Here is an 18,314-nt window from a genome sequence, read left to right as displayed (position 1 = left end):
GAGTTTTCATGACGTATCCTGCCCTTGATGCTGCAAAATTAGAATTCCAGGTATTAATTCGTCAATTGACCGCTAAAGACGAAGAAGAGTTTATCAAACTATTATACAAAGTTTATGGAAACAGTTATTCATATACTTTTTTATATGAGCCTGGAGGTCTTGCAACATTAATTCATTGCAATAAAATCACCTCTTATGGTGAATTCGATTTCCAGGGCCGTTTATTAGCTCATACTGCCTTTTGGCATAAAGAAAAAAAGAGCGACTATGTTGAATCTGGGTGCTCTTTTAGAGTCTCTGGGGGAATCAAAAAATTCAAGTCTACCGTTACACCAAAAGCCTGGCACAATGCACTCCAACAGCTTGCTGCTCAATATCATTTCGTTCATCAGCATAACTCAACTTTGCACCTTTTAGCCCAACGATATGCAACTCGATTGATGAATGCAAAATACTGTGGATTGATTCTCGGTTATGCTGAAAATGAAGCGGTTAAAGGAGTGAAACATCCATCGAATAAAATGCATGCATTACTCATGACTACTGTATTACAACCTCAGCAGGTCAAAAAAAAGATCTTTATACCCGCCGTGTTTAAACCTTGGCTAGAAAATATTTACCAAAATTTAGGGCTCCCAAGAATTATTCATCCATTGTATTTGCATTCACAAGAGAGGCTTCCATTTCATTTAAAAAATATGGAAACAAACCCATACATTGGCTTACAAAGACGACTTGTGCAAAAGAGTGTTCATTCCTCCGAGTTTCATTGTCCCTCAAGTCCGTTACGTACTGATCTGATTCATTTACCCTTAGAAGATCCTGAATTACTTCATGTTGCTTTTCCTATATTAATTCAATCAGGATATATCCCTTGTGGTTTGCGGCCACATACACATCAATCTGATGAGTTAATTTTTCAAAATGTCACAAAGTACAAACATACCCTGATGCATTTGTTTGAAGAAATTAAAATCGCAAATGCCAATACACTAAAAGAGATTGAGCAATGGCAAAAACTTGTTCTGCAAATTATGTAGATCGACTACTTATGAAAATTAATGGTGCGATTTGCCCTATTTGGAATAGCTTATTTTATACTGTTGAAGAAGTTCCTTGTTCAGAATCTTTTTTTTCCTGCGTGAATGAATTAATCAATGAAACATCAAGATTGAAATCCATCTGGCCCAAATCAGGTAAAGGTTGGCAGATCATTGAACCTGACTCACAACAAAGAGCAGATTCTTATCGGTTCGATGAGATAGCCATAGAGAAGCAAGAACGAATCCAAACATTAATCCAAACCCCTATTGATCTTGAACACTCTTTACCTTTTCGTATTACTATAGGCAAAATAATCCATAATGAAGGATTTAGCTGGATCATCGCGTTTCAGATTCATCATGCTGCAGGTGATGGTCAATCTTTAATCCATTGTGTAGCACGTTTTTGGGATCTATTAAACTGTAAGTTAAATCAGCATTCACCGAGCCGAAAAAAACTGTCAGCCCCCCAAATGACTGATAAAAAATTTATCCAATATTGCCTAAAAAATAAAAAAGTATTACCCAATCTATTTAAAGCTAAATACAGACAATTATCGAGAAGAGCCAGCCCTTTATCTCATCACGGAACCGAAATTGGTATGCCTTATCTTCACAGCATACAATTTAGCCTTTCTCATTTAAAAAATTATAATTCATCCGAGTTATTTTATTCTGCCATTTTAGCGGCCATCCATCGCACTGAATCCACCAAAGAGAATCGATTAATTCGTTTTCGTATCCCCGTCGATCTCAGGTCGATATGGATGGTTCCTAAAAATTCAATTGAAAACGGCTGTGCCGCAATCATAATTGAACTTCCTCTTCAAGTAATAAAACAAATACATCAAAATAGACCAGAATACCTAGGGTTACTAGTCAGAAAAACGTTAACTCAATTACTATTAAAACGAATTTACCTGTGCAATGCGTTAGAGTGCATTTTAATAAGCCACCTCTGTTCTGAAAAAAAGTTAAAGAAGGCAGCACGAGAAGAATTAGTAGCTGATAAACGCTCCAGTACTCTGGTGATTACTCATTTTGGTGACGTAACCTCTTATCTTAAGCCACCATCTCCCCTCAAAGTACTTAATCTCGAAGCACATACACCGGTTTGGGGCTCTAATAGTTTCGTTTATGAAGAGACGCTGTACATCAATAATACCTGTTTTGATAAGATTTGGAGTTACGAACAAATGCAACACTTTTGTTTTGAGGCCAGCTCTTGGCTTCAATCACAATATGGTCCTTCTGGAGTATCATCATGAACGAGCTCTCAATCATTCATCACCCCTATATTTATTTAGCATTTATCAGTTTCCATTTATTCAGCGGACAAGGACTAACCGGTATGTGCTATTGGTTACGTTTTGGTAAAAGCCCAATTATCTGTTATCAGAAAAAAAGTCATAATCAACATCATTTAATTTCTCAATGGCTCATTTTGCCTGTACTTGTATGGTTTAGTTGTATTAGTTTGTATGCTCTTTCGCAAGAATTTAGAAACAGTTGCTTTAATTGGCCTTTATCGGTAATCAGTCCACTTTATGGCTGGGGTATTGCGATTATAGGGTTAGGTGGAATGCTCGTATGCCAATATCAAATGGGCGAAGCATTTCGTGTAGGCCAAGAATCAAAAAAAGGGCAATCGCAAAATATATTGAAAACTAAAGGATGTTTTAAATATTCAAGAAATCCAATTTATTTTTTTTCGATGCTGTACTTAATTGGCGTATCGCTTTGGAGCCTTATATGGCCAGTTTGGATTGCTTTAGTAACGATCATCGTTCTGATTCATTTTTTGGTTTTGGAAGAGGAACATTTTTTAACACAACGTTTTGGCGATGCCTATTTAATTTATAAAAACTCGGCCCCACGTTATATTGGTTTAATCAAAACGTAAAGGAATACTGATGAATAATAAAAGATATCCCTGGGGGATACCTCAAGCGGTGCTCCAAAAAGCCCACCAAAAATCAAGTATATACGTCATCACAAAACTCAGCCTCTTATTTTTCATTTGGTGCTTTTTAGGCTTTTGCATTCTAAAAACGCATTCTATAGGTTTAAAAATTATTCTGTGGCTTTTTTTGGGATATTTCATTAATGGGTTAGTTCAATTAGTGCATGACAGTTGGCACCATACTCTATTCCCTAAACGATGGCAAAATCGTCTTATTGGACATGTGCTGTCGTTTTTATTTTTTGTTTTATACCATCCTCCTAGACACGGGCATTTACTGCACCACCGTTATAATAGAACTGAACGAGACCCTGATGCTTATAATACAGGAAAAAAAAGCTGGGACTTAGTGCTTTTGTATTATGGAGTCTTTTTATTTGGTGTTCCCTTAGCGATTATTCATTTTAATGTGCTTTATCCACTACAATTTTATAAACGGCATCAATTACGAAAACATTTCCTTCAACTGAGCTTCTTGATATTAGTGCAAGTCATAGTATGGCTTTTTTTGGCTCAAAAAAATCTGACAAACTTAGCCTATCAAACATGGCTAATTCCTGTATTCTTTACTTCAATATGGAATGGAATAAAGTCTGTTGCAGACCATTTTCAAAATGATTGGCAAGGAGGTCCGCTAAAAACCGCCACCACGGTAACCAGCAATCCTCTCACTACCTTTTTCTGGAACGGATTAAATTATCATTTGGAACATCACTTATTTCCAGGAGTACCAGGGTATAACTTGCCACAATTACATCCTCATCTCAAAGAATTATTCCAAAAGAACCGCTCTTCACTTTTTTCAAGTTATTTCAAAATATGGTGGCGTGCTTTAATTAGAGGCCCTGAAGTGGTTCACCGCAAAGGAAAATTCAACCCATTCAAATTTCAAAATGAGAATTAGCAATGACGACACGCTGGTACCATCCCATTCGTTATGAATATCAACGTTGGCCTTTATGGCGACTTGATTTAGATTTAGCCTATATTCTTAAAAGTTTGGACCATAAGTATCATCCAAATACCCTAGCAGACAAAAACCATTTTTTAGCGATGCATCAATGGCTAAAACAACATCAATGGCCATCAATATCGGACGAACAAGCCCTAACACTTTGTGCAATGGGGGATATGATGTGGATCCGTAGTGGTTGGTTCAATGCATTATCTGCCGGGGTAAAACAACATTTAACTCATGCAGATCTTACTCTTACAAATCTTGAAACCCCAATCGATCCTGCACGTAAAGTACCAAAGTGGGTTTATGAAACTTTTCACTATAATGCACCCAAGGATTATTTAACAAGCTGGAATGTTTTACCTTCCCACATCCAACATGTATTCTCTATTTGTAATAATCATGCACTCGATCAAAAAGAAGAAGGTCTTCAAGCCACACGAAACGCAATACGGGAACAAGGAACTCATTTCCATTGTCTTGGGGGAGTGAATCAAGATGAAGACACTATGCTTCTCACTATTAAAGGAATAAAAATTGGTTTTATGGCGTCTACTTTCGCAATTAATCATTTAAAAACCAATCAATCCCCACCTAACGGAGTGCCAATTCATTTATTTGGATGTCCTCATAGAGAACCGGATTGGGTTAAAATTGCTGAACACATTCAAAAGATGAAATCTCAAGGGGCTGAGTTTATTATTTTTTCACCTCATTGGGGATATGAATATGAATATTGGCCTGATGCATTGCAAAGAACACATGCGTTGAAACTCATTGAACTTGGTGTTGATTTAATTTTGGGCCATTCACCACATGTAGTACAACCGGTAGAAATGGTTTCTATCAACAAAATGGATGTCCAATGTCCTCTACAAGTGGAACGTCCAGGCGCTAAGGGATTGGGAGTTATTGCTTGGTCTTTAGGGAATTTTTTAACAATTATGCCAACTCTACCTTGTAAAACTGGCGTTATTTTTAAACTTGAGTTGGTCAAAAAAGATCAACAAATCTTTATTAAAAAAATTGAGCTAACTCCAGTCTATACTACAAAAGCAGTAGAATCACATTGGTTGGATAGGCAAGTAGTATGTCTTCATGAATTATCTGATCCTCAAAAAGCACTTAAAGCCCGAATAATACGTCATTGCCAACACATTAGCCCATTAATGAATTTAGGAGAGCATCAATGAATAAATCCCAAAGTCAGATCATAAATTTACTAGATACTTACTGCCAAAACATGGCAGACAGCATTATTCTTCTATTAGATAAAATTGATCTAAATAAGTATCTGAATTTTCTTGAAATGATGTACCACTATACTCGAGACAGTGGAAAAAGACTCCAACATGCAGCAGGGCAAACCCAGAATGAAGAAATAAAAAAAGTATTTGCTGAATTAGCACGAGAAGAACAATATCATTATCGTCTCGCTGAAGGAGATTTAAAAACTTTTGGCAAGCATCCTGTGCCTGAAGCCCCATCTGTTGTTTTAGAGTTTGATCAGTTTTGGATGAATATTTCTTCAGAAGAAGAATATCAATATGTCGGCGCATTATATGTGCTGGAAAATGTAGCTCGCTTGTTAAAAACCAGTGTCATGCCTCATTTTGTGCGCTTAAATATCGGACCAGAGCAAGGTAAATTTATACTGACCCATTTAGTTGCTGATGACGATCATGGCGATCAATTACGCCTTTTATGTCACAATAGTACCGACACAGCGAAACATCAAATTGAGATGGGCGCTCAAAAAGCCAGTACTTTTTGGATTAAAATCCATCACGAGTCTTTAAATTAACCTGAATTTGAAATAAGTTTTTGGTAACAGATCCACAGAAAGATTTTTCACATTGTATGTGATGCATTGTAGTCTAAGCGCAATCGTGGAACCCGGGGTTCCCTGGGCCTAGACTACGGTATACAAAGCATAGGTAACTCTATGCTTATTTTATAGAGGGCAATGTATTTGTTCATAAGCCCTAATAAGTAAAAGAATGCGTATTTTGAATAAATTGAGCAATTTCTTCGAGTTGAGTCTTTGCCAGATACTCTTCTTGTTCTTTTTCTGGATCAATTTTGGCAAGTTTTTGATAAAGTTTTTCTATATTTTCATGTCGACCTCTACCAAAAATCTTGGAATGGCTGAAAAAGTAAAATAATCCTCTTGCTGTTTTTTCTTGCCCTAATTGATGTAATTGTTTTAATTGTTCTAAAGGTGAATTTGAATCGCTTAAAATTCGGGCAATTTTTCTCATTCCCGTACTGTTTGTATTGATAAATTTTTTTGTTAATTTTTCGCCATCATAAACTTCTTTGACATAAGTATGAAAACTACTGAGTGCCTTTTTAAACTTCAAATTCTCCTGTTCTAACAAGTAAATCACCTGTTCCAAATTAGGATAAGGACGATCAATATCATGAATATCTACGCTACGATTTTCTTTCATTAAACGCGCAGATAGCTCATAATGAGATGCAGGTAAAGTAAATTTTGCGATCTCCTTATAAATGACCATCCTTTTTAAGAGCATTCTTCGATTAAACACATCACTTCGAACGTTTTTTTCACTAAATAGATTATCTGTAAATCTGGTTAAATGATGTTTGGTGTTCAATAAATTTAGGTATTGATGATACACTTCGAATTCCTCAAAGTGCTTCACCAAATCCGCCCAGTTATTATTAAAAGTCTTATATGCATCCAACCTGGCCGGTAGGGTTATAAGAAATTTATTGACTTGATTAATTGTAGGGCGTTCTCCTGGTTTTTTACTTTGTAAACACAACAATAGATTTTTTATATCTTTCAAAAGAAAAGGATCTACCTCAGAAACATCATAACCAGTAAATAAACCATCAAAACAAAAAGGAGCATAAGCTAATTCTGCGCGAGTGTTGGCTGCTTCTTTATATTTCATGATATGTGTAGCGCCAAATATCTCACCCAATATTGCTGCTAAAGCATACATATCGGATTGATAAGTGCTTCTGTCATACATAAGAACTTCTGGAGCCATATAGCAGGGTGTTCCCGAAGAGTTGAAATTGCCTTTCGAGTCTGCATCTTCAGCTAAACCAAAATCGATAAAAATTATAAAGAATAGCTCTTTTTCAAGATTTTTATAACAAATATTTGCCGGTTTAAGATCGCGATGCACTACCCCATTTTGTTGCAATAATAGCATTTCACTTGCAATTCTAGCCGCAACTTGCAGTCGATAATGAAATGAATATTTATTGCTAGGAGTAAAGGGCAACAAATTATCCAGACTAATGCCACAGTCCTCAACAACAGTAATGACTTTATCTCCAGCACCAATAACCGCTGCGACTTTGACGCCATGTTTTTTTTGTTTTAGTGCTTCTTTTGCAGCCCTTTGCAAAAGTTGTTTATAAGGTAGCGCATCATTAGGTTTTTGTATTTTAACTACATCATTTACGGGAATAACTTGGGCTTGATAACGCTTTTTATTAGGATCACCAGTGACCATGATTTTATATTTTGATCCATTGACCGTACCGAAGCCTCCTTTACCTCGAGTTGAATTATCAAGGATGTGCCATTGATTTTTACCTGATAAAATTAAATTATGACTCAATGAAAATTTGGGTGAATTAAATGGACTAAATTTTGATGACTTTTTTGAAATTAAATAATCTTCTCGTGAATAAAGAAACTTTACCCCTTCTTTTTGCTTAAATAAAAATTTAGCAACTTCTTCACTTAGAAAAAATGTACCTTTTTGATCGCGCAACATTATATCAAAATCAACATGCTTCATACGATTTCCACAAACTGAAATCAAAAATTGGCGCTATGGTAACAGTTTCTTGTTATTAAAATTCATTAAGAATGAAAAAAAACTTAAATCCACTTACGAGAACGCTTGATTCAGGTTAATATAGATTCTTTTTACAGTAGTTGTTCCTTAAACCGAACATGTCAAAATCAATAAATCATACAAAACGTATCTCCTATGTCGTTCCAGTTTTTAATGAAGAAGCAGGAATTGCCGAGTTTATTACTGCCCTGACTAATACCCTAAAAAAACTAGATTATGCTTATGAAATACTCCTTGTGGATGATGGCAGTAGAGACAACACACCAATAATTATTCAACAGTTAAGAGTTCATTTCGCTCTGCGTTGTATTCGTTTTAGCCGTAATTTTGGTAAAGAAAATGCCATAAGTGCAGGTCTTGACCATGCACAAGGAGATGCGGTTATTTTGCTCGATGCCGATTTCCAACATCCTCTTGAACTCTTAAGTCAGTTCATTGCCAAATGGGAAGAAGGTTATGATATGGTATATGCTGTTCGCCAAAACCGTACAAATGAGTCTTGGTTAAAGAGAACTTGCGCCAAAGCATTTTACCAATTTACTTCACGAATCAACCGAATTAATATTCCCGCCAATGCGGGCGATTTTAGACTTCTTGATCGAAAAATAGTTAAAGCGTTGCAAAAATTACCTGAACGTAATCGTTTTATGAAGGGGTTATACAGCTGGGTTGGCTTTAAACAAATCGCTATTCCTTTTGAAGTGCAACCACGTAAAACAGGTAACTCGCAATGGAACTTCTATTCTCTATTGGATTTGGCGATTACAGGAATTACATCATTTACTGCATTCCCACTACGTATGATTGCTATAGGTGGAATTAGCGTTGCTACACTCGCAATACTCTATGGCATTTGGATTATACTCAGTACCTTGATTTTCGGCAAAGAAACACCAGGATGGGCAACTATTGTCACTACCATTAGCTTCTTTGGTGGTTTGCAACTTTTTGCTTTAGGAGTGGTAGGTGAATATATAGGGCGTGTCTTTGATGAGGTTAAACACAGGCCTCACTATATTATCGATGAGGAATCAAGTTTTGACGACAACATCTCTTAGTCTAGGGCATAGACTGATTTATTTTTTTGGAATTGGTGGAACAGCTGCATTAGTTCATCTCTGTACCGTATTTATTTTGGTTAATTTCTTGAACATCCCAGCACTCGTTGCCAATATATTTGCCTTTTTAATAGCCTTTAATGTCAGTTTTTTAGGACATAAATATTTCACCTTTTCCCATTTACATGACGAAAAGAGATTAAGTTTGCCTCATTTTTTTCTAGTTGCGTCTTCTGCAGGAGTTATCAACGAACTGCTTTTCTTTTTACTTTTAGAATACACCACATTCAATTATCTATTCGCTTTAATTCTAGTATTAGGATTCGTTTCTATTTATACCTTCGTTGTTTCACGTTCCTGGGCTTGTCGTTAGCTCTTTTTATTGTTCTATAGCAAAATGCGCCCCACTAATCACTTCAACAACCTCACGAATAATAAGCCGATCTCTAGCCATTTCCTTGAGTTTAGGCAATACCGATTCTGCTTTTTCGATTGTATCAACGAAATGCACTACTAAAGGCAGCTTGCTACCAATGTCAACCAATGATGTGGATACAATAGGAGCCTTAAAAGTAAATCCAGCAACCCCACGCAACACCGTTCCACCGGCAATCCCATTTTCATCAAGCATATTTAATAATTCAAGATGTAAAGGGCGATGCTGCCATTTATCTCCTTCATTAATGTAGACAGAAACTTTTACATGGTTCATATTAAATTGCCCGAGCGAGCACTATGCCCGCAATAACTGCAAGTAAAGAAAAAAGATTATTGCAAATAAAATTTAGTGCAGCAAGTGCATAATCACTTTGTTCTATAAGTCGATACGTTTCATAACTGAAACTTGAAAACGTTGTATAAGCACCACAAAAGCCAACAGCAACAAATGATCTCCATCTTGGGTCAACGTCTACGCGTTCCAAAGTCCAAACAAGAAAGAAGCCGAGAATAAAGCTGCCTGTAAGATTAACGAGAAAAGTTCCATAGGGGATATCTGCCGACAAATACTTAATAGAAAAATGATTCACTAAATAACGTAAATTAGCACCAATAATCGCTCCGCAAGAGATCCAAAAAATATCATTCAAGGACGTCTCCTTTCGTTAATCCAGATACCTACCTAAAATGATAATACATAAAAAAAATGGAAGCTAATCTTCTTGATATTGATATGCAAGGCGCACGTGATATTCATTGCAATCGCTTAAAAACTCATCGCTTAAAAAATAATTCAGTTCCTTGAAACGGGCGAGAGCGATAGTATCTGCAGTATTTATTCCCTCCCCTGGATGGCACATAATTAATGTATTTTCCTTTGCAAAACACAGCCATTTTCTAAATAAATCTCGATAATTCGCATGTACTGCAAAATCATAAATGCCTGAAAAGTAACTGTTATGAGGTATCTTGAATTTGATTAATTGATGAGCTAAAGCTTTACCACCAGTTAAATGGAGCACTTTTGCTTTTAATCGATATTGAGGCAAATTAATGGATGGCCATACGGAACGAATAGAGGTTCCATTATCTTTTAATCGTCGATCATAAAGATCTAAAATAACTTTCCTAATCACGGGAAATTGATGCACATGTTGATGACCATCAATAAAATCAGGTAACCGCTGCATGATTTTTATAAATTGTTCCAATTGTGCTAAAAACTCTTGGGCAATAAAAGATAACCTCACTGAATGCATATGTGATTTAATCAATAACTCGCTGAGATTAAAACATTTTCTTTGCGGATGAACGATTAAGTTTCCCTCAGTTAGATTAAAATGCAAACCAATCTTAACCTGATTCTTTAAGGAAAGTAATTGTTGTCCATAAGAAACAAAATCAGGCATATTGGTCATACAACTTACCGCTGATAGGCGTTTTTTACGTACTAATTTTAAAATTCCTTCTGAGACTCCAGAATTCAAACCAAAATCATCCGCGCACAACACTACGGTTTTCGATTCAATCACGATGAATCACCAAATTATTGCAATATATACGTATCATATCTCATTTCTGCTTTATAAAGAGCTGATAGATTGGCTTTTTAAAATCAGGCTATTTCAGATTGCTCTTTAGGAACAAAAAAACGAGCTCCAAGTGTACTAATACACAAACCGCCTATAACCAACAATCCAGCAGCTAACTTCCAAAGTTGAAATGGCTCTCCCAGTACCACAACAGAACTTAAAATCGCCACAATAGGAACCAACAAAGTAAATGGCGCAACCATACCTACTGGATAACGAGCAATTAACCAATTCCACACCCCATAACCAATCCAAGTTGAAGCAAAGACTATATAAAATAATGAAACTGTTCCACGCCAACTTAAATTTTCATAGGTATACGCAAAACTGGAAGGTCCTTCAAATATCCAAGAAAGAAGAAACATAGGGAGACAAGCAAGAAAACTACCCCATGCAATAGTAGCCATCATATGATTACTGTTTCCTTTAATTTTTTTAGTAATGAGATTACCAAATCCCCAAGTTGCAGCAGCTGCAAGAATACACAAAAATCCGACTACAGACATATCACTATCAAAATGCATCGCTACCAAACCAATGCCAGTAAAAGCAACCAATGCACCTATAATCTGTGCTATATTCGGCTGCTCACCCAAAAAAATTATTGCAAAAAACATACTGAAAAAAACCTGGGATTGCATGAGTAAAGACGCCATTCCTGCTGGCATACCTGCATTCATTCCAATAAATAGAAATGAAAATTGTAAAGCAAACATAATAAAACCATATAAGGCAATCATTTTGAAGGAAGAACTCGGTAATTTAACAAAAAATATAGCAGGAACACTCGACAATAAAAAACGCAAGGCACAGAGCAACAAAGGAGAAATTTCTTCCAGCCCAAAGGAAACAAAGAGAAAATTTACCCCCCAAATTAAAACGACTAAGAGAGCTAATAACAGATGTTTAAGAGGCATCATCATGCTCCTCAATAAAATCAATATTTTAGTCTATAAACTGCAATAAAGCCATTAAGATAGAGTAATTTTTGCTCACAATTGTGTTCAAAAAAAGTAAATATAGCACATTATCGGAAATCAATGCTGGAGTAAATTACAGGTAGAGCCCTAATATTATGGATCCAGAAAAATTCGTAGAAATTTAATTTCTATTTTCTTTTAGGCACGTTAAAATTGACTTTTTAGTAAGGGCTGTTGACAACTCGTCTTTCAAGACTCGCCCCTTCATTTTCAGCTATATCTTTATACTTTTACGGCCAAAAATAATGAAAAAAATTGTTCTTGCTACAAGTAACCCCGGTAAAATTAAAGAGTTAAATACTTTACTAGATCCTATTGAATGTATTCCTCAAACCACTTTAGGAATTTCAGATGCAGTAGAAAACGGCTTAAGCTTCATAGAAAATGCCCTAATCAAAGCGCGTCATGCTAGTTTGCACGCAAGCGAACCTGCTTTAGCTGATGATTCAGGTTTAGTAGTACCCGCTTTAGATGGGGCTCCTGGCATTTATTCTGCTCGCTATGCCGGCAGCCATGCAACCGATGTTGAAAACATCAATCTTTTATTAGAAAACATGATTTATCTAACTAATGAACAGCGAGAAGCATGGTTTTATTGTGCGATTGCTTTAGTCCAACATGCAAAAGATCCTACACCAATCATCGCAACTGGAATTTGTAAGGGATTTATTCATAAAATGCCGGTTGGTGAAGGTGGTTTTGGTTATGATCCCATATTTTATCTTCCTGAATATCAATGCACGATGGCGCAATTACCTGCTAAACTTAAAAATAATATCAGTCATCGTGCACAAGCTTTGAAACAATTGCGTAACTATATTCAAAATTTATAATGAACACGTATCTGTTCAGAGGGTATATTTAAATCTTGATGGAAGGTTAATTTAGCTCAGGTTCGTGAAAAATAATGCTGATTAAAATCAACGTAAAAGATTTCCGAGATTGTTTTCACGCAAGATGTGCGCATACAAACCTTTCAGTGAATGGGGCGTGAACACATGAATACAGAAACACTTTTTGCGCAAGCATACAAACTCCAATATGAAGGACAACTCCCCCAAGCCATCAGCCTTTATGAGCAAATATTAGCTCAAGAACCTAACCATCTGAATAGCTTACATTTTTTAGGGCTTATTTATGCTCAGTTAAGTGACATGGATAATGCCATTCTCTACTTATTACAAGCCTTTGCAATCAACCCCAATGATGTCAGCTTGCTTAATAATCTAGCGAATGCCTATAAAAAAACACATCTATTGGATAAGGCAATTGAATATTATCAGCGTGCAATCCAACTCGATCCAGAGTATGCGCAAGCTCACAATAATCTGGCAACAGTTTATGCAATGCAAAATAACTATTCAAAAGCATTATTTCACTATACTAAAGCGGTTCATGCTGAACCCGATTTTAGTGCCGCACACTTTAATTTAGGTTTATTATTGCTCCAAAATAATCAATTAGAAGCAGCAAAAACTCAATTCAAGAATGTTATCTCTTTAAATCCGTTACATACAGAAGCTCTTTTCTATTTAGGAGTCCTGCATTTAGAAAAAAATGCTCTGTCTGAAGCCGAAAATGCTTTTCAAAATGTTTTGAAACAGGATGATAAACAAATAGAGGCACTTTCAAATTTAGGCGTAATTGCATTAAAAAGACACCAAAATCAATTAGCAGTCGATTTTTTCAGTAGAGCATTAGCTCTAGACAATGACAATACCGAAGCGCGTAATAATCTGGCAGCAACATTTATGCATCACGACCGGTTTGAAAATGCTCTAATGCATTATGATGTTTTATTGCAAAAGGATCCTGATAATCTCGAATATTTATATAATTCGGGTGTGGCTCAAATGGCCTTAGGACATTTGAATGAAGCAATTCTTCATTTTGAGCATATTACTCAGTTAGAAAGCAAGCATGCATCTACTTTAAATAACTTGGCCGCAATTTATATTAAAATGGATCAGAAAGAAAAAGCACAAGAATATTTAGAGCGCGCTCTAGAAATTAATCCTAAAGATACAATTAGCGCCCATATGCTCCACGCCCTTAAAGGGAATGAACAGGCACAAACTACCCCTGAATATGCGCATAACTTATTTAATAATTATGCGCTTTATTATGATCAACATATGAAAGGCACATTGCATTACTCCATACCTCAACATATTGCTCGCATAATCCATCAATTGGAATTATCAATCAATACTCATACTTTAGACCTTGGTTGCGGGACTGGATTAACTGGTGTTGTGCTTCGCGAAGTGAGTAAATATTTAGTTGGTGTCGATATTGCAGCAAAAATGTTGGCTCAGGCTAAAGAAAAAGAAATTTATGACAATTTATTCGAGTCAGAAATAAATCAATTTCTTCTGCAAAACAAAAACTCTTATGATTTAATTGTGGCTGCTGATGTTCTCCCCTATTTTGGTGAACTTGATACCTTATTTCATTCCATTCATTTACACTTAAAACGCCAGGGTTATTTTATTTTTACTGCAGAAATCAGTACATCAACTCCTTGGCATCTCGAAACAAGCGCACGCTTTAGTCATCATCCGGATTATATTAGTCAGTTAGCGGAGCAACATGACTTTCAGTTGATAAAACAGGAAAAAATTCCAGCACGAAAACAAAATAATCAGCCTCTTGAAGTCATGCTTTATATTTTAAAAAATGCCACATGGTTAAACTGAATAATTTTGCAGCCCTTCATCTTTTTCAATGTGATGGTTTAATGGGACACGTTTTTTTATAAAGGTACTGCTTTTAATTGCAAAAACAAACACACACCGTGATTAATACGGTATCAAAAATTGTGAATTATTTGCAAAATAATAAAAATGCTGTAACAAATTTTAAAAACTGACCACATGCATGAATCTCAAATTAAATGGTATGTTTTTATGGGAGTTTTCTTGTTGTTTTTAGGACGCTGCTTAGATTTCGCCACAGTCAATTTAACTCTTATCACGCATAAGTCTGATATCATCCTAGTGGCTATTCCAATATACATTATTTTATTGGCCTTTTTTGTAGGAAAACCAATTGGGCGCTTAGGACTCTTGTATATCACTTTATTTGGCGTGGTTTTAACCTGTTTTTCAGTGTTCCTGCAAATATTTTATTTCAGTAATATGTCAATTACTCAGATCGCATTTTCATTTATCTGTCTTAGCTGTATGTGGAGTTTAGGAAGTACTTTGTCTGTGATCGTCAATAATTTTGAGCAATCGCGAGTAAGTTTGCTTTAATATCAGTAAATTTATGTACATAATTTAATCATTGCTTTATAATAAAAAGCTACTCTTTATTGTCGAGGTAGTATGATCACTCGCAATCTTGCTCGCTTTATGTGTACAGACGATGCTGTAACTACTAATGTAGATGACATTTTGGATACTACGTTAGCAAATGTATATGTAAAAGATAAAACAGGACTCTATTTGGACTGCAACCATAACATGTCCTCTGCTATTAAAATGCAAATAGATGATGTAAAAGGAAAAATAGACACTGACTTGATGTGGAGAGAGCAAGCCCCCGTACTGATGAGGAATGATGCACAGATTATCGAACAAAACAAAGTGAAAACATTCATTGAACCAGTCCAACTCGATAGTGGTCCACTCTACTACCTGAGTCGTAAAGCACCCTTACGCACGCGAGATGGAAAGCTTATAGGCATCGTAGGAATCTCTTTTCAAATTGATAGTGATATTTCATTGCTTACCGCTTTACAAGAGACTATTCCATTTATGACGCCCAACATTATTGAAAATGCGCAGTTACCTATTCGAAACTTAAACAATCAACTCACCGCAAAACAAATAGATTGCCTCTATTATTTAGTCAAAGGAATGACCATCAAACAAATTGGTCAACAATTAAATTTGTCCCCAAGAACAGTTGAAGATCATCTTAATGCCGCTAAAAATAAACTCCACTGCCATAATCGAGCAGAGTTAATTGCCGCTGCATTACAGATACCTCTTATTCGCAACCAATTGTAACAAACAATAGATCTAATGATGTTGGTGATAATTTATCATCAACAGGACAACTTTATCTAAGTAAAAGCGGGGAATGCACTCATTTAATACCAGCCTCTAACTGGAATGAGAAACTACATTCCTAGAGCAGGAGTCGTTTCTTCTAATTCAGGAAGATTTGTGGTTGCCTCCCTTTTGCAAAATACAATCCTTCATTCAATTTAGTTTGCACTTCAAAATGCCTTTTTTACTTCTTCAGGTTTATCTCTAAAAAACTGAGATTAAGATTTTCACTTGTATCGGTAGTCATATGATACTGATTTTTAAATACGTTAATTTTTCTTTCAAAAACTCCCTTTTGTTGCTCCGTTTGTTGGCCGTATTTGAAAGTTATGCTGTATCGAAAATAGATAAGAAAATAATAAATTTACCTAGGACGTATTTATTAAATCGTTCCATGATCTGAAACTTAAACACTCACTTGCTCTATTTTTCTTACTTAACTGTAAGAAATATAAGCATCCATATAAAAACTGTGCCTATAATTCAAAAATGTGGAAAAAATATAAACTGTCACTTAAAAGGGAACACTTTATAGATGAACCATAGTTTACCTTTAGTTACGACTCTTGCAACAGCTCTTGGTTTAGCGTTGGTAATGGGACTCATTGCCATAAAACTTAAACTTCCAGCATTAGTAGGATACTTATTAGCAGGTATAATAATTGGTCCATTTACCCCTGGCTTGGTAGCAAATCCACACATTGCCGCAGAACTTGCTGAAATAGGCATAATCTTATTAATGTTTGGTGTTGGCCTTCATTTTTCAGTAGATAACTTGCTTGAAACCCGAAAAATTGCTTTGCCTGGAGCCTTACTCCAGATTATTGTGACAACCTTTCTAGGGGCATGCGTTGCTACCTAATGGGGCTGGAATTTAATGGGTTCAATAGTTTTGGCCTTGCATTATCTGTTGCCAGTACTGTGGTATTAATAAGAGCATTGGAAGCTCAAAAAATAGTACATTCTATTAATGGGCAAATTGCGGTTGGGTGGTTAATTGTTGAAGATATTGCCATGATTATTGCACTTTTATTTTTACCACTCATGACATATTGGTTCGATAACACAGCTACAGGAAGCGAAAATAACAATTTATGGCTTATCTTAGGAAGTGCGCTATTTAAAATCTCATCTTTTATTGTTGTCATGCTGCTGATTGGCCGTTGGATACTCCCTAAATTGCTTTGGCAAATTGCACGCACAGGCTCAAGAGAACTCTTTACTTTATGTGTCATAGCCGCTGCAGTTAGTATTGCTTTTGGAGCGTCAAAATTGTTTGGACTCTCATTATCCTTGGGTGCATTTTTTTCAGGAATGATTATTCAAGAGTCTAAATTTAGTCGCCGTGCTGCAGAAGAATCTCTTCCATTACGGGATGCTTTTGCCGTTTTATTTTTTGTGTCGGTGGGGATGTTATTTAATCCATATATCTTTATTGAAGAGCCATTACGCGTACTTATTATAGTGAGCATTATTATTATTGGAAAATCTATCTCCGCAGCTTTGTTGGTATTAGTTTTTCGTTATCCATTAAATACCGCCCTGACGGTTGCAGCAAGCTTAGCGCAAATAGGAGAGTTTTCATTTATTCTTTCTGCCTATGGAGTACAACTAAAATTATTATCCATAGAGGGACAAGACTTAATTCTTGCCGGCGCTTTAATTTCTATTGCCCTAAATCCCTTCTTATTTAGAGCAGTCAAACCATTACAAACATGGATATATGCAAAATCGTCCTGGGCTCGTAATTTTGAACACGCTGAAGATCCGTTAATGGAGCTATCAACTACTGACGATGAAAAATATCTGTCGGGGCATGTGGTGCTGGTTGGATATAACCAGCTTGGAAAACTTATTGGAACAATATTAACCAATCATAATATACACTATGTAGTCATTGATCAAAATCGTGAACTTATAGAGCAATTGAGAATCCAAAAAATAACTGCAGTAGTTGGAAATAGTACTGATCCTTCAGTACTGATTCAAGCCCATATCGCGCAAGCAGGGATGCTCATTGTAACGACTTTTGATGTTTTTGATATCAGGCAGACGTTAAAGGAAGCTCAACAATTAAATCCCAGAATTGAACTAGTCATTCGAGCACAAAATGAAGAAGAAACAATGTTGTTAAATCAAGAAATTAAAGGAACCTATTTTGTCAGTGAAGTGGAATTAGCTCAAAGTATTAGTCAACACATATTAGATCGGTATGGACTACAGGAACTCAAAATTGATTGATACTCAGCTAATCTAAAGGCGCATTGAAGATTTTTGGTTATTTTAAGTTTTGACTCAATTCAATATTTTACAAATTTTTTATTCATGCATCAAAAAAAAATAAATATGTATCTATAATTAAAAAAATAGTTGTTA

At 35.8% G+C, this 18,314-nt stretch carries 18 protein-coding genes; 13 read left to right on the top strand and 5 right to left on the bottom strand.

Going from position 1 to position 18,314, the window contains the following annotated elements; translation table 11 throughout:
- The first annotated feature begins 8 nt into the window (after positions 1-8).
- Genes Lsan_RS06330 through Lsan_RS06305 form a run of 6 tightly spaced genes read left to right on the top strand, consistent with a single transcriptional unit; the run spans position 9 to position 5,768 of the window.
- On the top strand, positions 9-1,040 hold the full coding sequence (locus Lsan_RS06330; protein ID WP_058513649.1) for a hypothetical protein: 1,032 nt from the start codon (positions 9-11) through the stop codon (positions 1,038-1,040).
- Positions 1,010-2,311: a condensation domain-containing protein gene (locus Lsan_RS06325; RefSeq protein WP_058513648.1), complete on the top strand. Its 1,302-nt coding sequence runs from the start codon at positions 1,010-1,012 to the stop codon at positions 2,309-2,311. The genes Lsan_RS06330 and Lsan_RS06325 overlap by 31 nt, the downstream gene beginning before the upstream one ends.
- Positions 2,308-2,946, top strand: a complete 639-nt coding sequence (locus Lsan_RS06320) for a methyltransferase family protein (RefSeq protein ID WP_058513647.1) — start codon at positions 2,308-2,310, stop codon at positions 2,944-2,946. Before Lsan_RS06325 ends, Lsan_RS06320 begins: the two co-directional genes overlap by 4 nt.
- A gap of 10 nt (positions 2,947-2,956) precedes the next feature.
- A complete protein-coding gene (locus tag Lsan_RS06315; RefSeq protein ID WP_058513646.1) occupies positions 2,957-3,910 on the top strand; it encodes a fatty acid desaturase family protein in 954 nt (317 codons plus the stop codon).
- A 2-nt stretch (positions 3,911-3,912) separates the two neighbouring features.
- Positions 3,913-5,157 (top strand): CapA family protein, encoded by a 1,245-nt coding sequence (locus tag Lsan_RS06310; protein WP_058513645.1) that lies wholly within the window; start codon positions 3,913-3,915, stop codon positions 5,155-5,157.
- Positions 5,154-5,768: an iron-containing redox enzyme family protein gene (locus Lsan_RS06305; protein ID WP_058513644.1), complete on the top strand. Its 615-nt coding sequence runs from the start codon at positions 5,154-5,156 to the stop codon at positions 5,766-5,768. The genes Lsan_RS06310 and Lsan_RS06305 overlap by 4 nt, the downstream gene beginning before the upstream one ends.
- Before the next feature lie 181 nt (positions 5,769-5,949).
- On the opposite strand, the gene Lsan_RS06300 is transcribed toward Lsan_RS06305, so the two are convergent.
- Complete coding sequence (locus tag Lsan_RS06300) at positions 5,950-7,752, bottom strand: protein kinase domain-containing protein (RefSeq protein WP_058513643.1); 1,803 nt, start codon at positions 7,750-7,752, stop codon at positions 5,950-5,952.
- Between the two features lie 158 nt (positions 7,753-7,910).
- Between Lsan_RS06300 and Lsan_RS06295 the strand changes: the two genes are divergently transcribed.
- Together Lsan_RS06295 and Lsan_RS06290 are read left to right on the top strand one after the other, a co-directional pair.
- Positions 7,911-8,870 (top strand): glycosyltransferase family 2 protein, encoded by a 960-nt coding sequence (locus Lsan_RS06295; RefSeq protein ID WP_058513642.1) that lies wholly within the window; start codon positions 7,911-7,913, stop codon positions 8,868-8,870.
- Complete coding sequence (locus tag Lsan_RS06290) at positions 8,836-9,243, top strand: GtrA family protein (protein ID WP_058513641.1); 408 nt, start codon at positions 8,836-8,838, stop codon at positions 9,241-9,243. The genes Lsan_RS06295 and Lsan_RS06290 overlap by 35 nt, the downstream gene beginning before the upstream one ends.
- Before the next feature lie 6 nt (positions 9,244-9,249).
- Here Lsan_RS06290 and Lsan_RS06285 read toward each other — a convergent pair whose 3' ends face one another.
- The 4 genes from Lsan_RS06285 to Lsan_RS06270 form a co-directional block, all read right to left on the bottom strand.
- The gene (locus tag Lsan_RS06285; RefSeq protein ID WP_058513640.1) at positions 9,250-9,582 is read right to left on the bottom strand and encodes a DUF190 domain-containing protein; all 333 of its coding nucleotides are present in this window, start codon (positions 9,580-9,582) and stop codon (positions 9,250-9,252) included.
- A 1-nt stretch (position 9,583) separates the two neighbouring features.
- A complete protein-coding gene (crcB, locus tag Lsan_RS06280; protein ID WP_058513639.1) occupies positions 9,584-9,958 on the bottom strand; it encodes a fluoride efflux transporter CrcB in 375 nt (124 codons plus the stop codon).
- Between the two features lie 63 nt (positions 9,959-10,021).
- Positions 10,022-10,840, bottom strand: coding sequence for a ChbG/HpnK family deacetylase (locus tag Lsan_RS06275; protein ID WP_058513638.1), 819 nt, complete (start codon positions 10,838-10,840; stop codon positions 10,022-10,024).
- An 83-nt stretch (positions 10,841-10,923) separates the two neighbouring features.
- Positions 10,924-11,817, bottom strand: coding sequence for an EamA family transporter (locus Lsan_RS06270; RefSeq protein ID WP_058513637.1), 894 nt, complete (start codon positions 11,815-11,817; stop codon positions 10,924-10,926).
- 308 nt (positions 11,818-12,125) lie between these two features.
- Between Lsan_RS06270 and rdgB the strand changes: the two genes are divergently transcribed.
- The 5 genes from rdgB (at position 12,126) to Lsan_RS23315 (ending at position 18,179) form a co-directional block, all read left to right on the top strand.
- Entirely contained in the window at positions 12,126-12,713 is a 588-nt protein-coding gene (gene rdgB, locus Lsan_RS06265) for an RdgB/HAM1 family non-canonical purine NTP pyrophosphatase (RefSeq protein WP_058513636.1), read from the top strand.
- 165 nt (positions 12,714-12,878) lie between these two features.
- Positions 12,879-14,579: a tetratricopeptide repeat protein gene (locus Lsan_RS06260; RefSeq protein ID WP_058513635.1), complete on the top strand. Its 1,701-nt coding sequence runs from the start codon at positions 12,879-12,881 to the stop codon at positions 14,577-14,579.
- 630 nt (positions 14,580-15,209) lie between these two features.
- Positions 15,210-15,896, top strand: a complete 687-nt coding sequence (locus tag Lsan_RS06250; protein ID WP_058513633.1) for a helix-turn-helix transcriptional regulator — start codon at positions 15,210-15,212, stop codon at positions 15,894-15,896.
- Between the two features lie 577 nt (positions 15,897-16,473).
- Positions 16,474-16,800: a cation:proton antiporter domain-containing protein gene (locus Lsan_RS23505; RefSeq protein ID WP_272947139.1), complete on the top strand. Its 327-nt coding sequence runs from the start codon at positions 16,474-16,476 to the stop codon at positions 16,798-16,800.
- Complete coding sequence (locus Lsan_RS23315) at positions 16,785-18,179, top strand: cation:proton antiporter (RefSeq protein ID WP_272947138.1); 1,395 nt, start codon at positions 16,785-16,787, stop codon at positions 18,177-18,179. Before Lsan_RS23505 ends, Lsan_RS23315 begins: the two co-directional genes overlap by 16 nt.
- Positions 18,180-18,314 lie beyond the last annotated feature (135 nt).

Origin of the sequence: Legionella santicrucis, assembly GCF_001468135.1 — a bacterium.
Taxonomy (GTDB): Bacteria; Pseudomonadota; Gammaproteobacteria; order Legionellales; family Legionellaceae; genus Legionella; species Legionella santicrucis.
The sequence above is the reverse complement of the archived record's forward strand: the minus strand, read 5'-3'. Positions and strand labels throughout refer to the sequence as shown.